Below are 16877 nucleotides of genomic sequence, written 5' to 3'. Positions count from 1 at the left end.
ATCCTCCTCGCTCGGCTACCGGGGAGTTACCCGTTCGGTGCCGGTTCCAAGCAGTGGTTTTCCGGTCTTCAGTGGTTGTCGCGCGGAACGCCCTTCGCGGCCACCCGCTGGAACGTCACGGCGGGGCGCAGGACCATGCCGTCGCAGAGCTGGTCGACCATCGAGCGCTGGATCTCCTGCCACGGCGTCTGCGACGCGGGCACCCGGTACCCGCCCGCCTCCTCGAGCTCCTTGTGGCGCAGCGCGAGCTCTTCGTCGGGGATCAGCACGTTCGCGGTGCCCTCGCCGAGGTCGATGCGCACCCGGTCGCCCGTCCGCAGCACGGCGAGGCCGCCGCCGGCCGCGGCTTCGGGGGAGGCGTTGAGGATCGACGGTGAGCCGGACGTCCCCGACTGGCGGCCGTCACCCAGGCACGGCAGCTCGCGTACCCCGCGCTTGATCAGCTCGGCGGGCGGGCGCATGTTGACGACCTCGGCCGAGCCCGGGTAACCGAGCGGGCCGGTGCCGCGCATCACGAGCAGCGAATCCTCGTCGACGCCGAGGTCCGGGTCGTCGATGCGGGCGTGGTAGTCCTCGGGGCCGTCGAACACGACCGCGGTGCCCTCGTACACCCCGCCCGCCAGGTAGCGGCGCCGGAACTCCGGTGAGATCACGCTGGACTTCATGATCGCGGCGTCGAACAGGTTGCCGTGCAGCACGAGGAAACCGGCGTCGGCCACGAGCGCGGTGTCGAACGTCCGGATGACGTCGCGGTCGCCCGCCTCGGCGTCGCGGCAGTTGTCGCCGACGCTGCGGCCGTTGACGGTGGGCGCGTCCTCGTGGATCAGCCCGTGGGCCATCAGCTCGTGCACGACGGCCGACACCCCGCCGGCGCGGTGGAACTCCTCGCCGAGGTACTTGCCCGCCGGCTGCAGGTCGACCAGCAGCGGCACGGCGTACCCGAGCCGCTGCCAGTCGGTCAGCGGCAGGTCGACGCCGATGTGCCGGGCGATCGCGCCGATGTGGATGGGCGCGTTGGTGGACCCGCCGATCGCCGAGCTGACGACGATGGCGTTCTCGAACGCCTCGCGCGTCAGGATGTCCGACGGCTTCAGGTCTTCCCGCACCATCTCGACGATCCGCAGCCCGGTGCGGTATGCCATCCGCGCCCGGTCGCGGTGCGGCGCCGGGATGGCCGCGCAGCCGGGCAGGCTCATCCCGAGCGCCTCGGCGAGCGCGTTCATCGTCGAGGCCGTGCCCATCGTGTTGCAGTGCCCGGGCGACGGCGCCGACGACGCGACCAGCTCCATGAACCCGGCGTCGTCGATCTCCCCGGCGGCCAGCAGCTCGCGGGCCTTCCAGATGATCGTGCCGGACCCGGTGCGCTCGCCGTTGTGCCAGCCGTTGAGCATCGGGCCGCCGGAGAGCACGATCGCCGGGATGTCGACGGTCGCGGCGGCCATCAGGCACGCCGGCGTCGTCTTGTCGCAGCCGGTGGTCAGCACGACGCCGTCGATCGGGTAGCCGTAGAGCGTCTCGACGAGCCCGAGGTAGGCGAGGTTGCGGTCCAGCGCGGCGGTCGGGCGCTTGCCGGTCTCCTGGATGGGGTGCACGGGGAACTCGACGGCGATCCCGCCCGCCTCGCGGATCCCCTCCCGGGTCCGGTCGGCCAGCTGCAGGTGGTGCCGGTTGCACGGGCTGAGGTCCGACCCGGTCTGCGCGATCCCGATGATCGGCTTCCCGGACTGCAGCTCTTCCCTGGTCAGGCCCCAGTTCATGTACCGCTCGAGGTAGAGCGCGGTCATCCCGGGGTCGGCGGGGTTGTTGAACCAAGCTTCGCTGCGCAGTCCCATACCAGCCAGTCTGTCACCGATGCGCTCCGGCGCGGCCCCCTGAACGCCGTGAGGGGCACCTTCAGGGCTTATCCGTCCCTGAAGGTGCCCTTCACGACCTTTCGGCGAGCCTCCTTGTGGTGCGGGGCCGAGGTGCCAGCATCGGCGGCATGGAGACCGTCGCCGTTCCGCGGACCGTCGTCAGCGCGCTGAGGCAGGCCAGCGTCGCCGGGACCGCCACCCAGCTGATCGATCGGTTCCGCACCACCGGCCGGGACGAGGTGGCGCGGCCGCCGGGCGACTTCGGTGAGGTGCTGGCCTGGCTGTGGCGGACCGACCCGCAGGCGGCCGTGATCCACATCGCCGAGCTGATGAAACAGCTGCGGGAGCACCACCCGCTCGCGCACGTCGTGACCCCGCCGGTCGGGTTCGGCGAGCTGCTCGACGGCGTCCACGCCTGCCTGCCCGCCGATTTCGCCCACGCCGACCTGCTGATCTCCTCGGCGCGGAACTCGCTCGGCGACTTCTACGGTGGCTGAGGGCCGCCCCTCAGCCACCGCGGGAGTCAGCCGAGGCCGTTGAGGCCGATGACCCGGGAATACCAGTGCGCGCTGCGCTTCGGCGTCCGCACCTGCGTCGCGTAGTCGACGTGGACCAGGCCGAACCGCTTGGCGTAGCCCTCCGCCCACTCGAAGTTGTCCAGCAGCGACCAGTAGAAGTAGCCCCGCAGGTCGACCCCGGCGGCGAGGGCCTCGTGGGCCGCCCGCAGGTGGGAGTCGAGGAACGCGACGCGGTCGGTGTCGACGATCTCACCGCCGTCGGAGACGACGTCGGGGTAGGCCGCGCCGTTTTCCGTGATGTACAGCGGCACCGGCCGGTAGCCGCGGTGGACCTGCAGCAGCGACTCGGTGAGCCCGGCCGGCTGCACCTCCCAGCCCGAGTCGGTGCGGGGCGCGGCGGGGTCCGGCACGAAGTGGACGTCACCCGCGCCGACCCACTCCGGGCCCGCCGGCTCGCTGCCCGGCACCGGTCCGCCCGCGACGCGGTAGTCGCGGTAGTAGTTCACGCCGAGCCAGTCGACGTGCGCGGCGATGACAGCGCTGTCATCGGGCCGGACGACGTCGCCGATCCCGAACGGCGCCAGGTCCTCGAGCAGGTCGTCCGGGTAGCCCCCGCGCAGCACCGGGTCGAGGAACAGCCGGTTCTGCAGGCCGTCGATCCGGCGGCACGCGGCGACGTCGGCGGCGTTCGCCGGGTCGTGCGGCGCGACCGGGTACAGGTTGAGCGTGATCCCGGCCGGGACGTCCGGGGCGTGCCGGCGGATGATGTCCATCGCGAGCCCGTGCCCCAGCAGCAGGTGGTGCGTCGCGGCGACGGCGGCGGTGTGGTCGGTGCGGCCGGGCGCGTGGATGCCGCCCGCGTACCCGAGCATCGCCGCGCACCACGGCTCGTTGAGCGTCGACCAGCTGGCGACGCGGTCGCCGAGCCGGGCCAGCACGGTCTCGGTGTAGTCGGCGAAGCGGTAGGCGGTGTCCCGCGACGTCCAGCCGCCCTGCTCCTCCAACGTCTGCGGCAGGTCCCAGTGGTAGAGCGTCGCCCACGGCTCGATCCCGGCTTCCAGCAGGCGGTCGACGAGCCGGTCGTAGAACGCGATCCCGGCGGCGTTGGGGGCGCCGCCGTCCGGGCGCACCCGGGGCCAGGCCAGCGAGAACCGGTAGGCGCCCAGGCCGAGGCGCCGCATCAGGTCGACGTCCTCGCCGTAGCGGCGGTAGTGGTCGGCCGCCGGGTCGCCGGTGTCGCCGCGTTTGACCGCACCCGGACGGCGCGCGAAGACGTCCCAGACCGAGTCGGTGCGCCCGTCGGCCGTGGTGGCCCCTTCCACCTGGAACGCCGCGGTCGCGGCGCCCCAGACGAAGGCGGGCGGGAACATCAAAGCGGTCTCGGCCCGAACGCTGTCGGGATGTACGGACATGGTCACCCTTTCACGGCACCTTGCATGATCCCGGCCACGATCTGGCGGCCGAGCAGGAGGAAGACGATGAGGATCGGGATGGTGGCCAGGGTCGTGCCGGCCAGCACCAGCGAATAGTCGACGTAGTAACCGCTCTGCAGCTTCTCCAGGGCCACCTGGACGGTCGGGTTGCCCGCGTCCAGCACCACCAGCGGCCACAGGAAGTCGTTCCAGGACGTCATGAACGTGAACATCGCCAGGATCGCCGCCGCCGGGCGCACCGCGGGCAGGCAGACGTTCCAGAAGATCCGGAACATGCTGCAGCCGTCGACGCGCGCGGCCTCGATCAGCTCGTACGGCAGTGCGTCCACGGTGTACTGCCGCATCCAGAACACGCCGAACGCGGTGACCAGGTTGGGCACGATCACCGACTGCAGCCCACCGGCCCAGCCCAGCTTCGACATCGCGATGAACAACGGGATGATGCCGAGCTGCGTGGGCACCGCGAGGGTGATGACGATGAACACGAACAACCCGTTGCGCCCCTTGAACCGGAGTTTCGCGAAGGCGAAACCGGCCAGCGAGGAGAACAGCACCGTGGTGAGCGTGACCGTGCCGGACACGATGACGCTGTTGGCCAGCGCCTTCCAGAACGGCACGGTGTCGAACACGCGCGAGGCGTTGGCGAAGAAGTTGCCGCCGGGGATGAACGGCGGGATGCGCTCGGTGAGCATCCCGTTGTCCCGGCTGGCGACCAGGAACGACCAGTAGAACGGGAACAGCGAGCCGAGCACGAAGATGGCGAGCACCCAGTAGGTCGCCTTGCGCGGCTTGCCGAGCGTCGCGACGCTCTTGCGGAGTCCACTCTGGAGGGTGGTCATTTCTTCTTCACCGCCGGAGTGCGGGCCAGCCGTCCGGTGAGGAAGAAGTTCACCAGCGCGATGACCACGATGATCACGAACAGCACCCAGGCGATCGCCGAGGCGTAGCCGAGGTTGTAGTTCTCGAACGCGGATTGGTACAGGTACAGCGTCACGGTCTGGAACTGGTTGGTGGAACCGCCGTTGTTCGACCCGGGCATGGCGTCGAACAGCTTGGGCTCGGTGAAGATCTGCAGCCCGCCGATCGTGGAGGTGATGGTGACGAAGATCAGCGTCGGTTTCAGCAGGGGGAGTGTCACGTTGAAGAACCGCCGCCACGTCCCGGCGCCGTCGATCAGCGCGGCTTCGTGCAGTTCCTTCGGGATGGCCTGCATCGCGGCCAGCACGATCAGCGCGTTGTAGCCGGTCCAGCGCCAGTTCACCATGATCGCGATCGCGACGTGGCTGCCGAACCGGCTGGCCTGCCAGTCGACCGGGTCGAGCCCGATCGTCTGCAGCACACCGTTGATCAGGCCGTACTTCGGCCCGAACAGGTTCGCGAAGATGATCCCGATCGCGACGAGGCTCGCGGCGTACGGCAGCAGGATGCCGACGCGCCAGCCGGTCGCGCCGCGCAGCCGGCTCCCGAGCAGCGCCGCGAGCGCCATCGCGATGATGAGCTGCGGGATGCTGGAGAGCAGGAAGATGCTGAACGTGTTGGCCAGCGCGTTCCAGAACTGCCCGTCGCCGAACAGCTCCTTGTAGTTGTCGACGCCGATGAAGTCCGGGTCGTCGTCCCCGGCCTTCCACTTGAACAGCGAGACGTACGCGGTGTACAGCAACGGGAACAGCCCGACGACCCCGAACACGATGAAGAACGGCGCGACGTAGAGGTACGGCGATACCTTGACGTCCCACCGGCTCAGCTTGTGCCGGAAGGTGGGCCGGGGAGACGTGCGCTCCCCGGCCTTGCTCCCTTCCGGCGCGACCTTGTCGATGACGGTCATGAGGTCAGCGGGTGATCTTCTTCGCCGAGTCGACCAGTTGCTGCCAGCCGTCCGCCGCCGACTTGCCCTGTTCGACCGCCTGCAGCGCCGGGCTGGAGGCGTTCTCCTGGATCTGGCCGTCACCGGGGCCCTTGTACTGCGGCTTCTGGACCTTCTTGGCCTGCTCGGCGAACAGCTCGCCGACCTTCGCGTCGCCGAAGTAGGCGTCGGTCTGGCTCAGCAGCGCGGGGTCCGACAGCGCCTTGACCTGGCTCGGGAACGTGCCCTTGGCCTGGAACGCCTTGATCTGCTGCTCCGGCGCGGTCAGCCAGGACGCGAGCTCGGCGGCCTCCTTCGGGTGCTTCGACTGCGTCGGCACGGTCAGGTACGAACCGCCCCAGTTGCCGCCGCCACCGGGGAAGGCCGCGGTGACCGCCCACTTGCCGGCGTTCTCCGGGCCGGCCTGCTCCTTGATCACGCCGAGCATCCACGCCGGGCACACCTTCGTGGCGAACGCGCCCTGCTTGAAGCCGGAGTTCCACTCGTTGCTGAACGCGGTGAGCTTGGCCGACTCGCCCTTGGCGACGGCGTCGGTGACCTTCGTCCAGGCGTCCTTGATGCCCTGGTTGCCCTCGACGGCGAGCTTGTCGTCACTGCCGATGTAGCCCTGGGGGAGCTGGTTGACCATCGCGTTGAAGTTCTGCGCGGCCGAGTCGAACCAGGCCTTGCCCTTGGACTTGGACACGTAGTCCGCGCCCGCGGCGAAGTAGCTGTCCCAGGTGGCGAACAGGGGCTTGACCTGCTCGGGGTCGGTCGGCAGGCCGGCCGCTTGGAACATGTCCTTGCGGTAGCACATCGCGAGCGGCCCGATGTCGGTGCCGTAGCCGATGACCTTGCCGTCCTTCGTCTTCGCGGCGTCGTACTTCCAGCCGAGCCAGCGGTCGGGGGAGGCGTCGGCGGGGCCGATCTTGCTGAGGTCGTTGAACTTCGAGCCCTTGTCGAGCACGTCGGAGAGGTGACCCTCCTCGACCGCCGTGACGTCGGCGAGGCCCGAGCCCGCGGCCAGCTTGGTGATCAGGTCCTGGTGGTAGGGCCCGCCCTGGCCGGTCTTGCGGTGGGTGATCTTGATGTTGGGGTGCAGCCGCTCGTATTCCGGGATGAGGGCCTCGTAGCCGAACTCGGTGAACGTCGCCAGCGTCAGGTCCACGTGCTCGTTCGGACCCGCTGCCGCCGGGGTTTCGTCACCGCCGCCACCGCAGGCCGTGGCGCCGAGCGCCGTCATCGTGATGCCCAGTGCGAGGACCAGGCCGTTCCGGATCGTTCTCACGTGTCCAACCACCTTGTTGACGGGAATGAGCGCTCTCACTGCTGGGAGCCGTTCTGGGAGCGCTCCCAGGTGTCGCAGAGTCTGCTTGCGGGTTCTGGCGGTGTCAAGGGGGCGTAACCGGAGCGTTTCCTGCGAGGAGCGCTCCCGGTCCCGGAGGATCGTTGAACGTTAAGCTGGGGACGTCCGGGTGGTGGCAGGAGCGAGGGCGGTGCCGTGGGGCCTCGAGCAGGGGATGAAGAACGGCCGACGCTGGAGGACGTCGCGGCGTTCGCCGGCGTGTCGCGGTCGACGGCGTCACGGGCGCTGAACGACGACGCCTACGTCAGCGCGGCGGCGCGGGAGAAGGTCCAGGCCGCGGCCCGTGACCTGGGCTATTCCCCGAACCAGGCGGCCAGGTCGCTGGTCACCCGGCGGACCGGGGCGATCGCGGTGGTGCTCTCGGAGCCGGAGGCCCGGCTGCTCGACGACCCGTACCGCACGGCCGTCATGCGCGCCGGTTACCGCGAGCTCGCGGACATCGGCCGTCAGATGGTCCTGATCTTCAGCGACACCCGCGAGGACCTCAGCCGGACGGTCCGGTTCCTCGAAGGCGGGCACGTCGACGGCGCGCTCGTGTTCGCGCCGCACCGGTCCGACCCGCTGCCCAAGGCGCTGCGCCTGCTGCGGATCCCGGTGGTGTTCGGCGGCCAGGCGGCCGGCCTCCGCCGCGGCGTCCACGTCGTCGACTTCGACAACGAGGGCGGCGCCCGGCTGGCCGTGGAACACCTGGTCGCGGCCGGGCGGCGGAAGATCGGCACGATCGCCGGCCCGCAGGACCAGAGCGCCGCGATCGACCGGCTCGCCGGCTGGCGCAAGACCCTGCTCGACGCCGGTCTCGACCCCGCCGACCTGGCCGCGGAGGCCGACTTCACCCTCTCGGGCGGCGCGAACGCGATGTCCGCCCTGCTCACCCGGCACGCGGACCTCGACGCGGTCTTCGTCGCCAGCGACATGATGGCGGTGGGCGCGTTGCGCACGCTGGACGCGGCCGGGCGCCGCATCCCGGAGGACATCGCGGTGGTCAGCTTCGACGACAACGCCACCCTCGCCCCGGCCATGGACCCGCCCCTGACCTCGGTGCACCAGGACCCGCGCGAGCAGGTCCACGCCATGGTCGAGACCATGCTCCAGCTCCTCGACGACCAGGGTCTCAAGCCCCGCCAGCAGGTCCTCCCGGTCTCCCTGGCCATCCGCGCCTCCAGCTGACCCCTCGGTTTCGCCCGCCCCGCTCGCCTCCAGGTACGCGACCCGACCCTCGGGGTACGCAAGCCGACCGCCCAGGTACGCGAGTCGTCCGCCCAGGTCCGCGAGCCGACTCTCCGAGTGCGCGAGCCGACCCTCGGGGTACGCGAGTCGTCCGCCGGGGTACGCGTGTCGTCCGCCTGGGTACGCGAGTCGTCCAGCCCGGTACGCGTGTCGTCCGCCCGGGTACCTGTGTCGACCCCTCGATCACGCGTGTCGTCCCGCCAATCACGCGTGTCGACCTCCTGATCACGGGTGATGCCTCCCCAATCACGGGTGATGCCCCGCTGATCACGGGTGATGCCTCCCCAATCACGGGTGATGCCCCGCTGATCACGGGTGATGCCCCTCCCCGCTCGGCGGGAAGGGGTGGACCCGCCTACATCGAGGGTCGGTCCGCGTACCTAGAGGGTCGGTTCGGGTGCTTGAAGGGTCGGCTCATGTGTCTGGAGGGTCGACACGTGTGATTTGAGGGACGACACGCGTGATCGAGGGGTCGACACGTGTGATCCGGGGGTCGACACGCGTGCTTGAGGAGTCGACACCCGTATCGCGGGGGACGACACGCGTGCCTGGATGGACGACTCGCGTACCCGGACGGACGACACGTGTGCCTGGATGGACGACACGCGTACGCCGGGGGACGACACGAAGTGGGTGTGTGTCGAATGCTTCGACGGGGTCTGGGAGCGCTCCTGGTTGAGGTGTACGCCTTTGGCGCAAGCCGGGACCCGAAGTGCACGGTGTGTGACTGGGTAGCTGGGCTGAACGGGTGGTGGGGCTACTAACGGGCGCCGCCGTTCAGGAGTGTTCAGCGGGCTGGCTACTCGCGGGTCGCTGACGGTGGTGACCGGGTTCGCTGTGTGCTTCTGACTCGATTCTTTACAGGCAGGTTTCCCGCTGGCTACCGTCTGCGCCTGGAAGCGCTCCCAGATCGCTGGCTCCCTACGGACAAAGGAGTTCCGCAGCCATGCGTTCCCCTCATCCCATCCAGGCCGGCGTACTGCCGCTGGTCGCGAGTTCGGTGGTCTTGGCCGCCCTGCTCGTCCCCGTGCCACCGGCGCTCGCCGCCGACGTGGCCTGCTCCGTCACCTACACCACCAACGACTGGGACACCGGGTTCACGGCCAACGTTTCACTGCGGAACGACGGACCCGCGCTCGACAGCTGGCAGGTCGGCTGGACGTTCCTCGACGGCCAGAAGGTCCAGCAGGGCTGGAGCGCCACCTTCGCCCAGACCGGCGCCGCGGTCACGGCGACGAGCCTCTCCTACAACGGCCACCTCGGGACGGGGGCCAGCACCAGCTTCGGCTTCAACGGCACCAAGGGATCCGCCAACCGGCCGCCGACGGACTTCTCCGTCAACGGCTCCGCCTGCACCGGCGCCAACAAGGCCCCGACCGTCAGCCTGACGTCACCAACGCAAACCGGCACCTACTACGCCCCGGCCACGATCCCGCTCGCCGCGACCGCGGCCGACACCGACGGCACCGTGAGCAAGGTCGAGTTCTACGCCGGTGACACGCTGCTCGCGACCGACACGTCCGCGCCGTTCGAAGGCAGCTGGGGCAACGTCCCCGCCGGGACCTACGCGATCACGGCGAAGGCCTACGACAACAAGAACGCCTCCACCAGCTCGAACCCGGTCAGCGTCAAGGTCCTGTCCGGCCCCACGATCGTCGCCACCCCGGCGACCGCACAGGTCAAGCAGGGCGGCACGACGACCTTCGGCGTCACCCTCGCCGGCGCGCCGACCAGCCCGGTCACCGTCGCGATAGCCAAGACGACCGGGAGCGCCGACCTGACGGCCACCCCCGCGAGCCTCACCTTCACGACGGCGAACTGGAGCACGCCGCAGAACGTCACCGTCGCCAGCGCCGACAACGGTGGCGCGCTCGGCAACGCGACCTTCACCGCGAGCAGCAACGGCTACACCGCGGCGACCGTCACGGTCACCGAGATCTCGCCGTCCACATCGGACTACCAGGTCGAGTTCCTCAAGCAGTACAACAAGATCAAGGACCCGAACAACGGCTACTTCCGCAAGTTCGGGAACATCCTGGTGCCGTACCACTCCATCGAGACGCTCATCGTCGAGGCGCCCGACCACGGCCACGAGACGACGTCGGAGGCGTTCAGCTACTACCTCTGGCTGGAAGCGGGTTACGGCCGGGTCACCGGGGACTGGGCGCCGTTCAACGCGGCGTGGACGTCGATCGAGACCTACGCGATCCCGTCCGCGGCCGACCAGAGCGGCAACTCCGGCTACGACGCGAGCAAGCCGGCGACGTACGCGGCGGAGTACCCGAGCCCGAAGTCGTACCCGTCGCAGCTGCAGTCGAGCGTCCCGGTCGGCAAGGACCCGATCGCGGCCGAGCTCAAGGCGGCCTACGGTTCCCCGGACGTCTACGGCATGCACTGGCTGCTCGACGTCGACAACATCTACAAGTTCGGTCACTGCGAGGACGGCACGAACACCGCGCCCGCGTTCATCAACACCTTCCAGCGCGGCTCGCAGGAGTCGGTCTGGGAGACCGTCACCCAGCCGAGCTGCGACACCCTGAAGTACGGCGGCAAGAACGGGTACCTCGACCTGTTCACCGGCGACACGGCCTACGCCAAGCAGTGGAAGTACACCGACGCGCCGGACGCGGACGCCCGCGCCGTGCAGGTCGCCTTCCAGGCCGAGAAGTGGGCGCAGGAACAGGGCAAGAGCGCCGACGTCGCGGCCGTGGTCAAGAAGGCCTCGAAGATGGGCGACTACCTGAGGTACTCGCTGTTCGACAAGTACTTCAAGAAGATCGGCAACTGCGTCAACCCCAGTAGCTGCCCCGCCGGCACCGGCAAGGACAGCGAGCACTACCTCGTCTCCTGGTACTACGCCTGGGGCGGCTCGCTCGACCAGAACGCGTGGGCGTGGCGCATCGGTGACGGCGCGGCCCACCAGGGCTACCAGAACCCGCTCGCCGCGTACGCGCTGTCGACCGATCCCGGCCTGAAGGTGACGTCGGCGACCGGCGCGAGCGACTGGGCGACCAGCCTCGGGCGGCAGATGGAGTTCCTGCAGTGGCTGCAGTCGTCCGAAGGCGGCCTCGCCGGCGGCGCGACCAACAGCTGGGAAGGTCAGTACGGCACGCCGCCGTCCGGCACGCCGACGTTCTACGGCATGTTCTACGACCAGCAGCCGGTCTGGCACGACCCGCCGAGCAACCAGTGGTTCGGGTTCCAGACCTGGGGCATGGAGCGCATCGCCGAGTACTACCAGGCCACGAAGGACGCCCGGGCCAAGAAGATCCTCGACAAGTGGGTCCCGTGGGCCATCGCGGGCACCACGGTCGGCGCCGGCGGGAGCTTCCAGGTCCCGTCCGACCTGACCTGGACCGGCGCGCCGGACACCTGGAACGCCACCAGCCCGGGCAGCAACACCGGCCTGCACGTCACGGTGAAGAACTACAGCAACGACGTCGGTGTCGCGGCTTCGCTGTCGAAGACGTTGCTCTACTACGCGTCCGGCTCGGGCAACGCCCAGGCCAAGACGATGGGGGAGCAGCTGCTGACGGCGCTGTCGGCGAACGCGGACACCCAGGGCATCGCGGTGCCGGAGACCCGGACGGACTACAACCGGTTCGACGACGCCTACAACGCCACCACGGACCAGGGGCTCTACGTCCCGGCGGGCTGGACCGGGACCATGCCGAACGGCGACCCGATCAACGCCTCCTCGACGTTCACCTCGATCCGGTCCTTCTACAAGAGCGACCCGCAGTGGCCGAAGGTCCAGTCCTATCTGGACGGTGGCGCCGCGCCGACGTTCACCTACCACCGGTTCTGGGCGCAGTCGGAGATCGCCACGGCGTTCGCCGCGCACGTCGCCCTGTTCGGCTGAAAGGCACTCGATGAAGCGACTGCTCGCATTCGCGGTCGCCGCACTGGTCGGGGGCGCCGTTCTCACGGCGTCCCCGGCCACCGCGGCCCCGCAAGCCACGACACAAGCCGCCGCGCAGGGGACCGGCACCGGGTACTGGCACGCCGTCGGTTCCCAGCTCGTCGACGCCACCGGCGCGCCGGTCCGGATGACCGGCGTCAACTGGTTCGGCGCCGAGACCGGCAACTACTCGCCGCACGGCCTGTGGAGCCGCAACTACCGCGACATGCTCGACCAGATGGCGAGCCTCGGCTACAACACGCTGCGGCTGCCGTACTCGAACCAGCTCTTCGACCCGGGCGTCAAGCCGAACAGCATCGACGCCGTCCAGAACCCGGACCTGCAGGGGCTGTCCGGGCTCCAGGTGCTCGACAAGATCATCGCGTACGCCGGCACCAAGGGCATGCGTGTCATCCTCGACCAGCACCGGCCGGACTCCGGCGCGCAGTCCGCGCTCTGGTACACCAGCGCCTACCCCGAGAGCCGCTGGCTGTCCGACTGGACGATGCTCGCCCAGCACTACAAGGGCAACACCACGGTGATCGGCGCCGACCTGCACAACGAGCCGCACTCGATCCAGGGTGGCGGCGGCGCGTGCTGGGGCTGCGGGGACACCGCGACCGACTGGCGGCTCGCGGCCGAACGCGGCGGGAACGCCGTGCTGGCCGCGAACCCGGACTGGCTGGTCATCGTCGAGGGCGTCGACTGCGTCAGCGGCACCGGTGACCCGCAGTGCGGCTGGTGGGGTGGCAACCTCTCCGGCGCCCGGCAGTTCCCGGTGCGACTGTCCAAAGCGGACAAGCTGGTCTACTCGGCGCACGAGTACGCGACGTCGGTGTTCGCCCAGCCGTGGTTCTCCGACCCGGCGTTCCCGGCGAACCTGCCCGCGCTGTGGGACCACTTCTTCGGCTACCTGCAGAAGCAGAACATCGCGCCGGTGCTGCTCGGCGAGTTCGGCACCACGCTGGCCGACCCGCGCGACAAGGTCTGGCTGCAGGAGCTGATGAAGTACGCCGGGACCGGGGCGACCGGGATGAGCTTCACGTACTGGTCGTGGAACCCCAACTCCGGGGACACCGGCGGCATCCTCAACGACGACTGGACCACCGTCAACCAGGCCAAGCAGGCGATCCTGCAGCCGTACCTGATCCCGCCGACGGGCTCGGGCGGCGGCGGCCCGACCGACCCGCCGCCCGCGGTGAGCTGCGCGGTCACCTACCACGTCGACAACACGTGGCAAGGCGGCTTCGTCGCCTCCGTGACGCTGAAGAACTCCGGTACCAGCCCGCTGAAGGCCTGGTCGCTCGGCTGGGCCGTGCCGTCCGGGACGCAGATCACCGGCGGCTGGGGCGCCACCGTCACCCAGTCCGGCACCCAGGCGACCGCGAAGGCGCCGACCTGGGCGCCCGACCTGGCCGGCGGCGCTTCGACGTCCATCGGCTTCCAGGCGACCGGCGCCTCGAGCGGGACGCCGACCGGGTTCGCCGTCGGCGCCACCCCCTGCACCTCCTGATTCCCCAACACTAAGGAGCGCACTCGATGAAGAGTGAATTCTGGTCCCCGAAGAGGAAGGCACGGCTCGCCGTGGCGTCCTCGGTGACGGCCGCGGCCGTCGTGGCCGGCCTGGTGGTGGCCGGCGGCAGCCCGGCGGCCGCCGCCAGCGGCTGCAAGGTCACCTACACCGTCAACCAGTGGGACACCGGCTTCACCGCGAACGTCGCGGTGACCAACCTGGGCGACGCCGTCTCGAGCTGGGACGTCCAGTGGGACTTCGCCGGCAACCAGCAGGTGCAGCAGGGCTGGAGCGCGACGTTCAGCCAGAGCGCGAAGCACGTCAGCGCGAAGAACCCGTCGTGGGGCGGCGCGCTCGCGTCGAACGCCACCGCGAGCTTCGGCTTCAACGGCTCGTACACCGGCACCAACGACATCCCGGGCTCGTTTTCGCTCAACGGCGTCCACTGCGACGGCGGCACGGGCACCCCGACCACCACGCCGACGACCCCGACCACACCGACGACGCCCACCACCACGCCGACGACGACCACCCCGCCGCCGGCGGGGACGCACGTGGACAACCCGTACGCCGGGGCCAAGGGGTACGTGAACCCGGACTGGTCCGCCGAGGTGACCGCCGCGGCCGCGGCCAAGGGCGGCGCGCTCGGCACCCAGATGGCCAAGGTGGCCAACACGTCCACGGCCGTGTGGCTGGACCGGATCGCCGCGATCAACGGCACCACCGAGGCCCGCGGCCTGCGCGGGCACCTCGACGCGGCGCTGGCCCAGCAGAGCGGCGGGACGCCGGTGACGATCCAGATCGTCGTCTACGACCTGCCGAACCGCGACTGCGCGGCGCTGGCGTCCAACGGTGAGCTGCAGGTCGCGTCGAACGGCCTGGCCCGGTACAAGTCCGAGTACATCGACCCGATCGCCTCGATCCTGTCCGACGCGAAGTACGCGCCGCTGCGGGTCGTCGCGATCGTCGAACCGGACTCGCTGCCCAACCTGATCACCAACACCGCGACCGCCAAGTGCGCCGAGGCGCAGTCCAGCGGGGCGTACACGCAGGGCATCCAGTACGCGCTGAACAAGCTGCACGCGATTTCGAACGTCTACAACTACCTCGACATCGCGCACTCGGCGTGGCTGGGCTGGGACAGCAACTTCGGCCCGTTCGTCAACCTGGTCAAGCAGACGCTGCAGGGGACGACGGCCGGGGTGAACAGCCTGGACGGCTTCATCAGCGACACGGCGAACTACACCCCGACCACCGAGCCGAACTTGCCGGACCCGAACCTGACCGTCGGTGGCCAGCAGATCAAGTCGGCGACGTTCTACCAGTGGAACCCGTACTTCGCCGAGGCGCCCTTCGCCACCGCGATGTACAACGCGTTCGTCGCGGCGGGCCTGCCGAGCAGCATCGGCATGCTGATCGACACCTCCCGCAACGGCTGGGGCGGCTCCGCTCGCCCGACCGGGGCCTCGGGGTCCACAGTGGACAGTTACGTGAACTCGGGCCGGGTCGACCTGCGGCTGCACCGCGGAAACTGGTGCAACCAGAGCGGGGCCGGGCTGGGTGCGCGGCCGACGGCGTCGCCCGCGGCGCACTTCGACGCCTACGTCTGGGTCAAGCCGCCGGGTGAGTCCGACGGCGCGAGCTCGCAGATCCCGAACGACGAGGGCAAGGGCTTCGACCGGATGTGCGACCCGACCTACCACGGCAGTGACCAGGCGAACGGCGGGAACCTGACCGGGGCCCTGCCGAACTCGCCGCTGTCGGGCAAGTGGTTCCAGGCCCAGTTCGAGCAGCTGGTCCAGAACGCCTACCCGGCGGTGCAGTAACACAAGTCTCCCGGGCCGGGCGGTGCCTGCGCAGCCGCCGTCCGGCCCGGGTTTCCACCCGTCCCCGACCGGAAGGAACCCCCATGAAGAACCGGCTACGGGCCACACTGGCGTCGTTCGGAGCCACGGCCGTGCTGCTGTCCGGCGGTGTCGTGCTCACCGCGCCACCGGCGGCCGCCGACACGCAGCTGTGCGACAAGTACGGCTCGCTGCGCATCCAAGGTGGCCGCTACATCGTCCAGAACAACAACTGGGGTGACGACACGACCCAGTGCCTCTCGGTGTCCGGCACCGGCTTCAGCGTGACGACGGCGTCGCACAACCGGCCGACGAACGGCGCCCCCGGCAGCTACCCGTCGGTCTACGCCGGCTGCCACTACGGCAACTGCAGCATCGGCAGCGGCCTGCCTCGCCAGGTCCGTTCGCTCGGCTCGCTGACGTCCCGAGTGGACTACACGACCGTCCAAGCCGGACAGTGGGACGCCTCCTACGACGTCTGGTACGACCCGACGCCGAACCCGGCCGGGCAGAACACCGGCGCCGAGGTGATGATCTGGGGCAACCACCGCGGTGCCCCGCAGCCGGTCGGCAGCGTCATCGGCACCGCCCAGCTCGCCGGGGCGACCTGGAACGTCTGGTCCGGCAACATCGGCTGGAACGTCATCTCCTACGTCCGGACCTCCGGGACCGACAGCCTCGACGTCAACCTCACGGACTTCACCCGGGACGCCGCAGGCCGCGGCAAGATCAGCGACGCCTGGTACCTGACGAGTGTCCAATTCGGCTTCGAGCCGTGGCAGGGCCAGACCGGCCTCGGCGTGCGGACGTTCAGCCTGTCGGGCTGAGATCCTTTCTGAAGCTCAGCCGGTCCAGCCCGGGCCCGTCGTAGTCGGGCTGGACCGGCCGTCCTTCGAACTCCTCCGGCCCGGGTTCGGTGACGAACCCCATCCTGGTGTGGAACGCGTGCGAACCACTGTTCTGCGGCGACGTGATCGCCCGGACCACCGAGCGCCCGTGCGCCCTGCTGTGGGCGAAGAAGCGCTCGTACAGCTCCGCGCCCAGGCCGGACCCGCGCTCGGCGGGGTCGACGCCGACGAAGTGGATGTAGCTCTCGTCCGGCCTCGACTGCGACAGGAACCCGATCAGGAACGCGACGATCCGATCACCGGACGTCACCAGGAAACCGCTGTCGCCGAAGTGCTGGAACATCAGCTTCGGCAGGAGGAGGGCCCGTTGCCGCATGCCTTCCTCGCCACCGAGGCCGCCCCACCAGGCGTCGAGGAGGGCCAGGACGGGCAGGTGGTCGTCAGGGCCGGGACGCCGGATTCCGAGGTGCTGCCAGGGGGCGGGCAGGGGAGTGGTCATACCCCGCACCCTGCCCGCCCCGGCGCGTCCGT

At 69.8% G+C, this 16877-nt stretch carries 12 protein-coding genes; 6 read left to right on the top strand and 6 right to left on the bottom strand.

The annotated features are described in order from the left end of the window. Window positions 1-68 precede the first annotated feature (68 nt). Window positions 69-1832, bottom strand: coding sequence for an IlvD/Edd family dehydratase (locus tag ACIOD2_RS06325; protein ID WP_400534994.1), 1764 nt, complete (start codon window positions 1830-1832; stop codon window positions 69-71). 149 nt (window positions 1833-1981) lie between these two features. Here ACIOD2_RS06325 and ACIOD2_RS06320 point away from each other — a divergent pair, with 149 nt between their 5' ends. Then, window positions 1982-2350 carry a hypothetical protein gene (locus ACIOD2_RS06320; RefSeq protein WP_400534992.1) on the top strand — a complete coding sequence of 123 codons (369 nt, stop codon included), beginning with the start codon at window positions 1982-1984 and terminating at the stop codon, window positions 2348-2350. 26 nt (window positions 2351-2376) lie between these two features. Here ACIOD2_RS06320 and ACIOD2_RS06315 read toward each other — a convergent pair whose 3' ends face one another. From ACIOD2_RS06315 to ACIOD2_RS06300, 4 genes are read right to left on the bottom strand one after another with little or no spacing between them, the layout of a single operon-like run. After that, window positions 2377-3789, bottom strand: coding sequence for a GH1 family beta-glucosidase (locus tag ACIOD2_RS06315; protein ID WP_400534990.1), 1413 nt, complete (start codon window positions 3787-3789; stop codon window positions 2377-2379). Then, entirely contained in the window at window positions 3786-4643 is an 858-nt protein-coding gene (locus ACIOD2_RS06310) for a carbohydrate ABC transporter permease (protein WP_400534988.1), read from the bottom strand. Before ACIOD2_RS06310 ends, ACIOD2_RS06315 begins: the two co-directional genes overlap by 4 nt. Then, window positions 4640-5629, bottom strand: coding sequence for a carbohydrate ABC transporter permease (locus ACIOD2_RS06305; protein WP_400534986.1), 990 nt, complete (start codon window positions 5627-5629; stop codon window positions 4640-4642). The genes ACIOD2_RS06310 and ACIOD2_RS06305 overlap by 4 nt, the downstream gene beginning before the upstream one ends. Before the next feature lie 4 nt (window positions 5630-5633). Next, a complete protein-coding gene (locus ACIOD2_RS06300) occupies window positions 5634-6935 on the bottom strand; it encodes an ABC transporter substrate-binding protein (RefSeq protein ID WP_400534984.1) in 1302 nt (433 codons plus the stop codon). 249 nt (window positions 6936-7184) lie between these two features. Between ACIOD2_RS06300 and ACIOD2_RS06295 the strand changes: the two genes are divergently transcribed. The 5 genes from ACIOD2_RS06295 (at window position 7185) to ACIOD2_RS06275 (ending at window position 16325) form a co-directional block, all read left to right on the top strand. After that, complete coding sequence (locus ACIOD2_RS06295) at window positions 7185-8180, top strand: LacI family DNA-binding transcriptional regulator (RefSeq protein ID WP_400535419.1); 996 nt, start codon at window positions 7185-7187, stop codon at window positions 8178-8180. A 1006-nt stretch (window positions 8181-9186) separates the two neighbouring features. Then, a complete protein-coding gene (locus ACIOD2_RS06290; RefSeq protein ID WP_400534982.1) occupies window positions 9187-12102 on the top strand; it encodes a glycoside hydrolase family 48 protein in 2916 nt (971 codons plus the stop codon). A 10-nt stretch (window positions 12103-12112) separates the two neighbouring features. Beyond that, a complete protein-coding gene (locus ACIOD2_RS06285; RefSeq protein ID WP_400534980.1) occupies window positions 12113-13654 on the top strand; it encodes a cellulase family glycosylhydrolase in 1542 nt (513 codons plus the stop codon). A 26-nt stretch (window positions 13655-13680) separates the two neighbouring features. After that, on the top strand, window positions 13681-15480 hold the full coding sequence (locus ACIOD2_RS06280; protein WP_400534978.1) for a glycoside hydrolase family 6 protein: 1800 nt from the start codon (window positions 13681-13683) through the stop codon (window positions 15478-15480). Between the two features lie 83 nt (window positions 15481-15563). Then, window positions 15564-16325 (top strand): glycoside hydrolase, encoded by a 762-nt coding sequence (locus ACIOD2_RS06275; protein ID WP_400534976.1) that lies wholly within the window; start codon window positions 15564-15566, stop codon window positions 16323-16325. Here the strand turns inward: ACIOD2_RS06275 and ACIOD2_RS06270 are convergent. Continuing rightward, window positions 16309-16845: a GNAT family N-acetyltransferase gene (locus ACIOD2_RS06270; RefSeq protein ID WP_400534974.1), complete on the bottom strand. Its 537-nt coding sequence runs from the start codon at window positions 16843-16845 to the stop codon at window positions 16309-16311. The genes ACIOD2_RS06275 and ACIOD2_RS06270 overlap by 17 nt on opposite strands. Window positions 16846-16877: the final 32 nt, after the last annotated feature.

This window comes from Amycolatopsis sp. NPDC088138 (assembly GCF_044741685.1).
Lineage (GTDB): Bacteria > Actinomycetota > Actinomycetes > Mycobacteriales > Pseudonocardiaceae > Amycolatopsis.
Note: the sequence above shows the minus strand (reverse complement) of the source record. Positions and strands in the feature narration are given on the sequence as shown.

What these genes read in the sequence shown, in the direction of transcription:
- ACIOD2_RS06305 (WP_400534986.1), bottom strand. Translation starts at nt 5,629, where the DNA reads ATGACCGTCATCGACAAGGTCGCGCCGGAAGGGAGCAAGGCCGGGGAG.
- ACIOD2_RS06325 (WP_400534994.1), bottom strand. Translation starts at nt 1,832, where the DNA reads ATGGGACTGCGCAGCGAAGCTTGGTTCAACAACCCCGCCGACCCCGGG.
- ACIOD2_RS06320 (WP_400534992.1), top strand. Translation starts at nt 1,982, where the DNA reads ATGGAGACCGTCGCCGTTCCGCGGACCGTCGTCAGCGCGCTGAGGCAG.
- ACIOD2_RS06310 (WP_400534988.1), bottom strand. Translation starts at nt 4,643, where the DNA reads ATGACCACCCTCCAGAGTGGACTCCGCAAGAGCGTCGCGACGCTCGGC.
- ACIOD2_RS06270 (WP_400534974.1), bottom strand. Translation starts at nt 16,845, where the DNA reads ATGACCACTCCCCTGCCCGCCCCCTGGCAGCACCTCGGAATCCGGCGT.
- ACIOD2_RS06275 (WP_400534976.1), top strand. Translation starts at nt 15,564, where the DNA reads ATGAAGAACCGGCTACGGGCCACACTGGCGTCGTTCGGAGCCACGGCC.
- ACIOD2_RS06280 (WP_400534978.1), top strand. Translation starts at nt 13,681, where the DNA reads ATGAAGAGTGAATTCTGGTCCCCGAAGAGGAAGGCACGGCTCGCCGTG.
- ACIOD2_RS06290 (WP_400534982.1), top strand. Translation starts at nt 9,187, where the DNA reads ATGCGTTCCCCTCATCCCATCCAGGCCGGCGTACTGCCGCTGGTCGCG.
- ACIOD2_RS06285 (WP_400534980.1), top strand. Translation starts at nt 12,113, where the DNA reads ATGAAGCGACTGCTCGCATTCGCGGTCGCCGCACTGGTCGGGGGCGCC.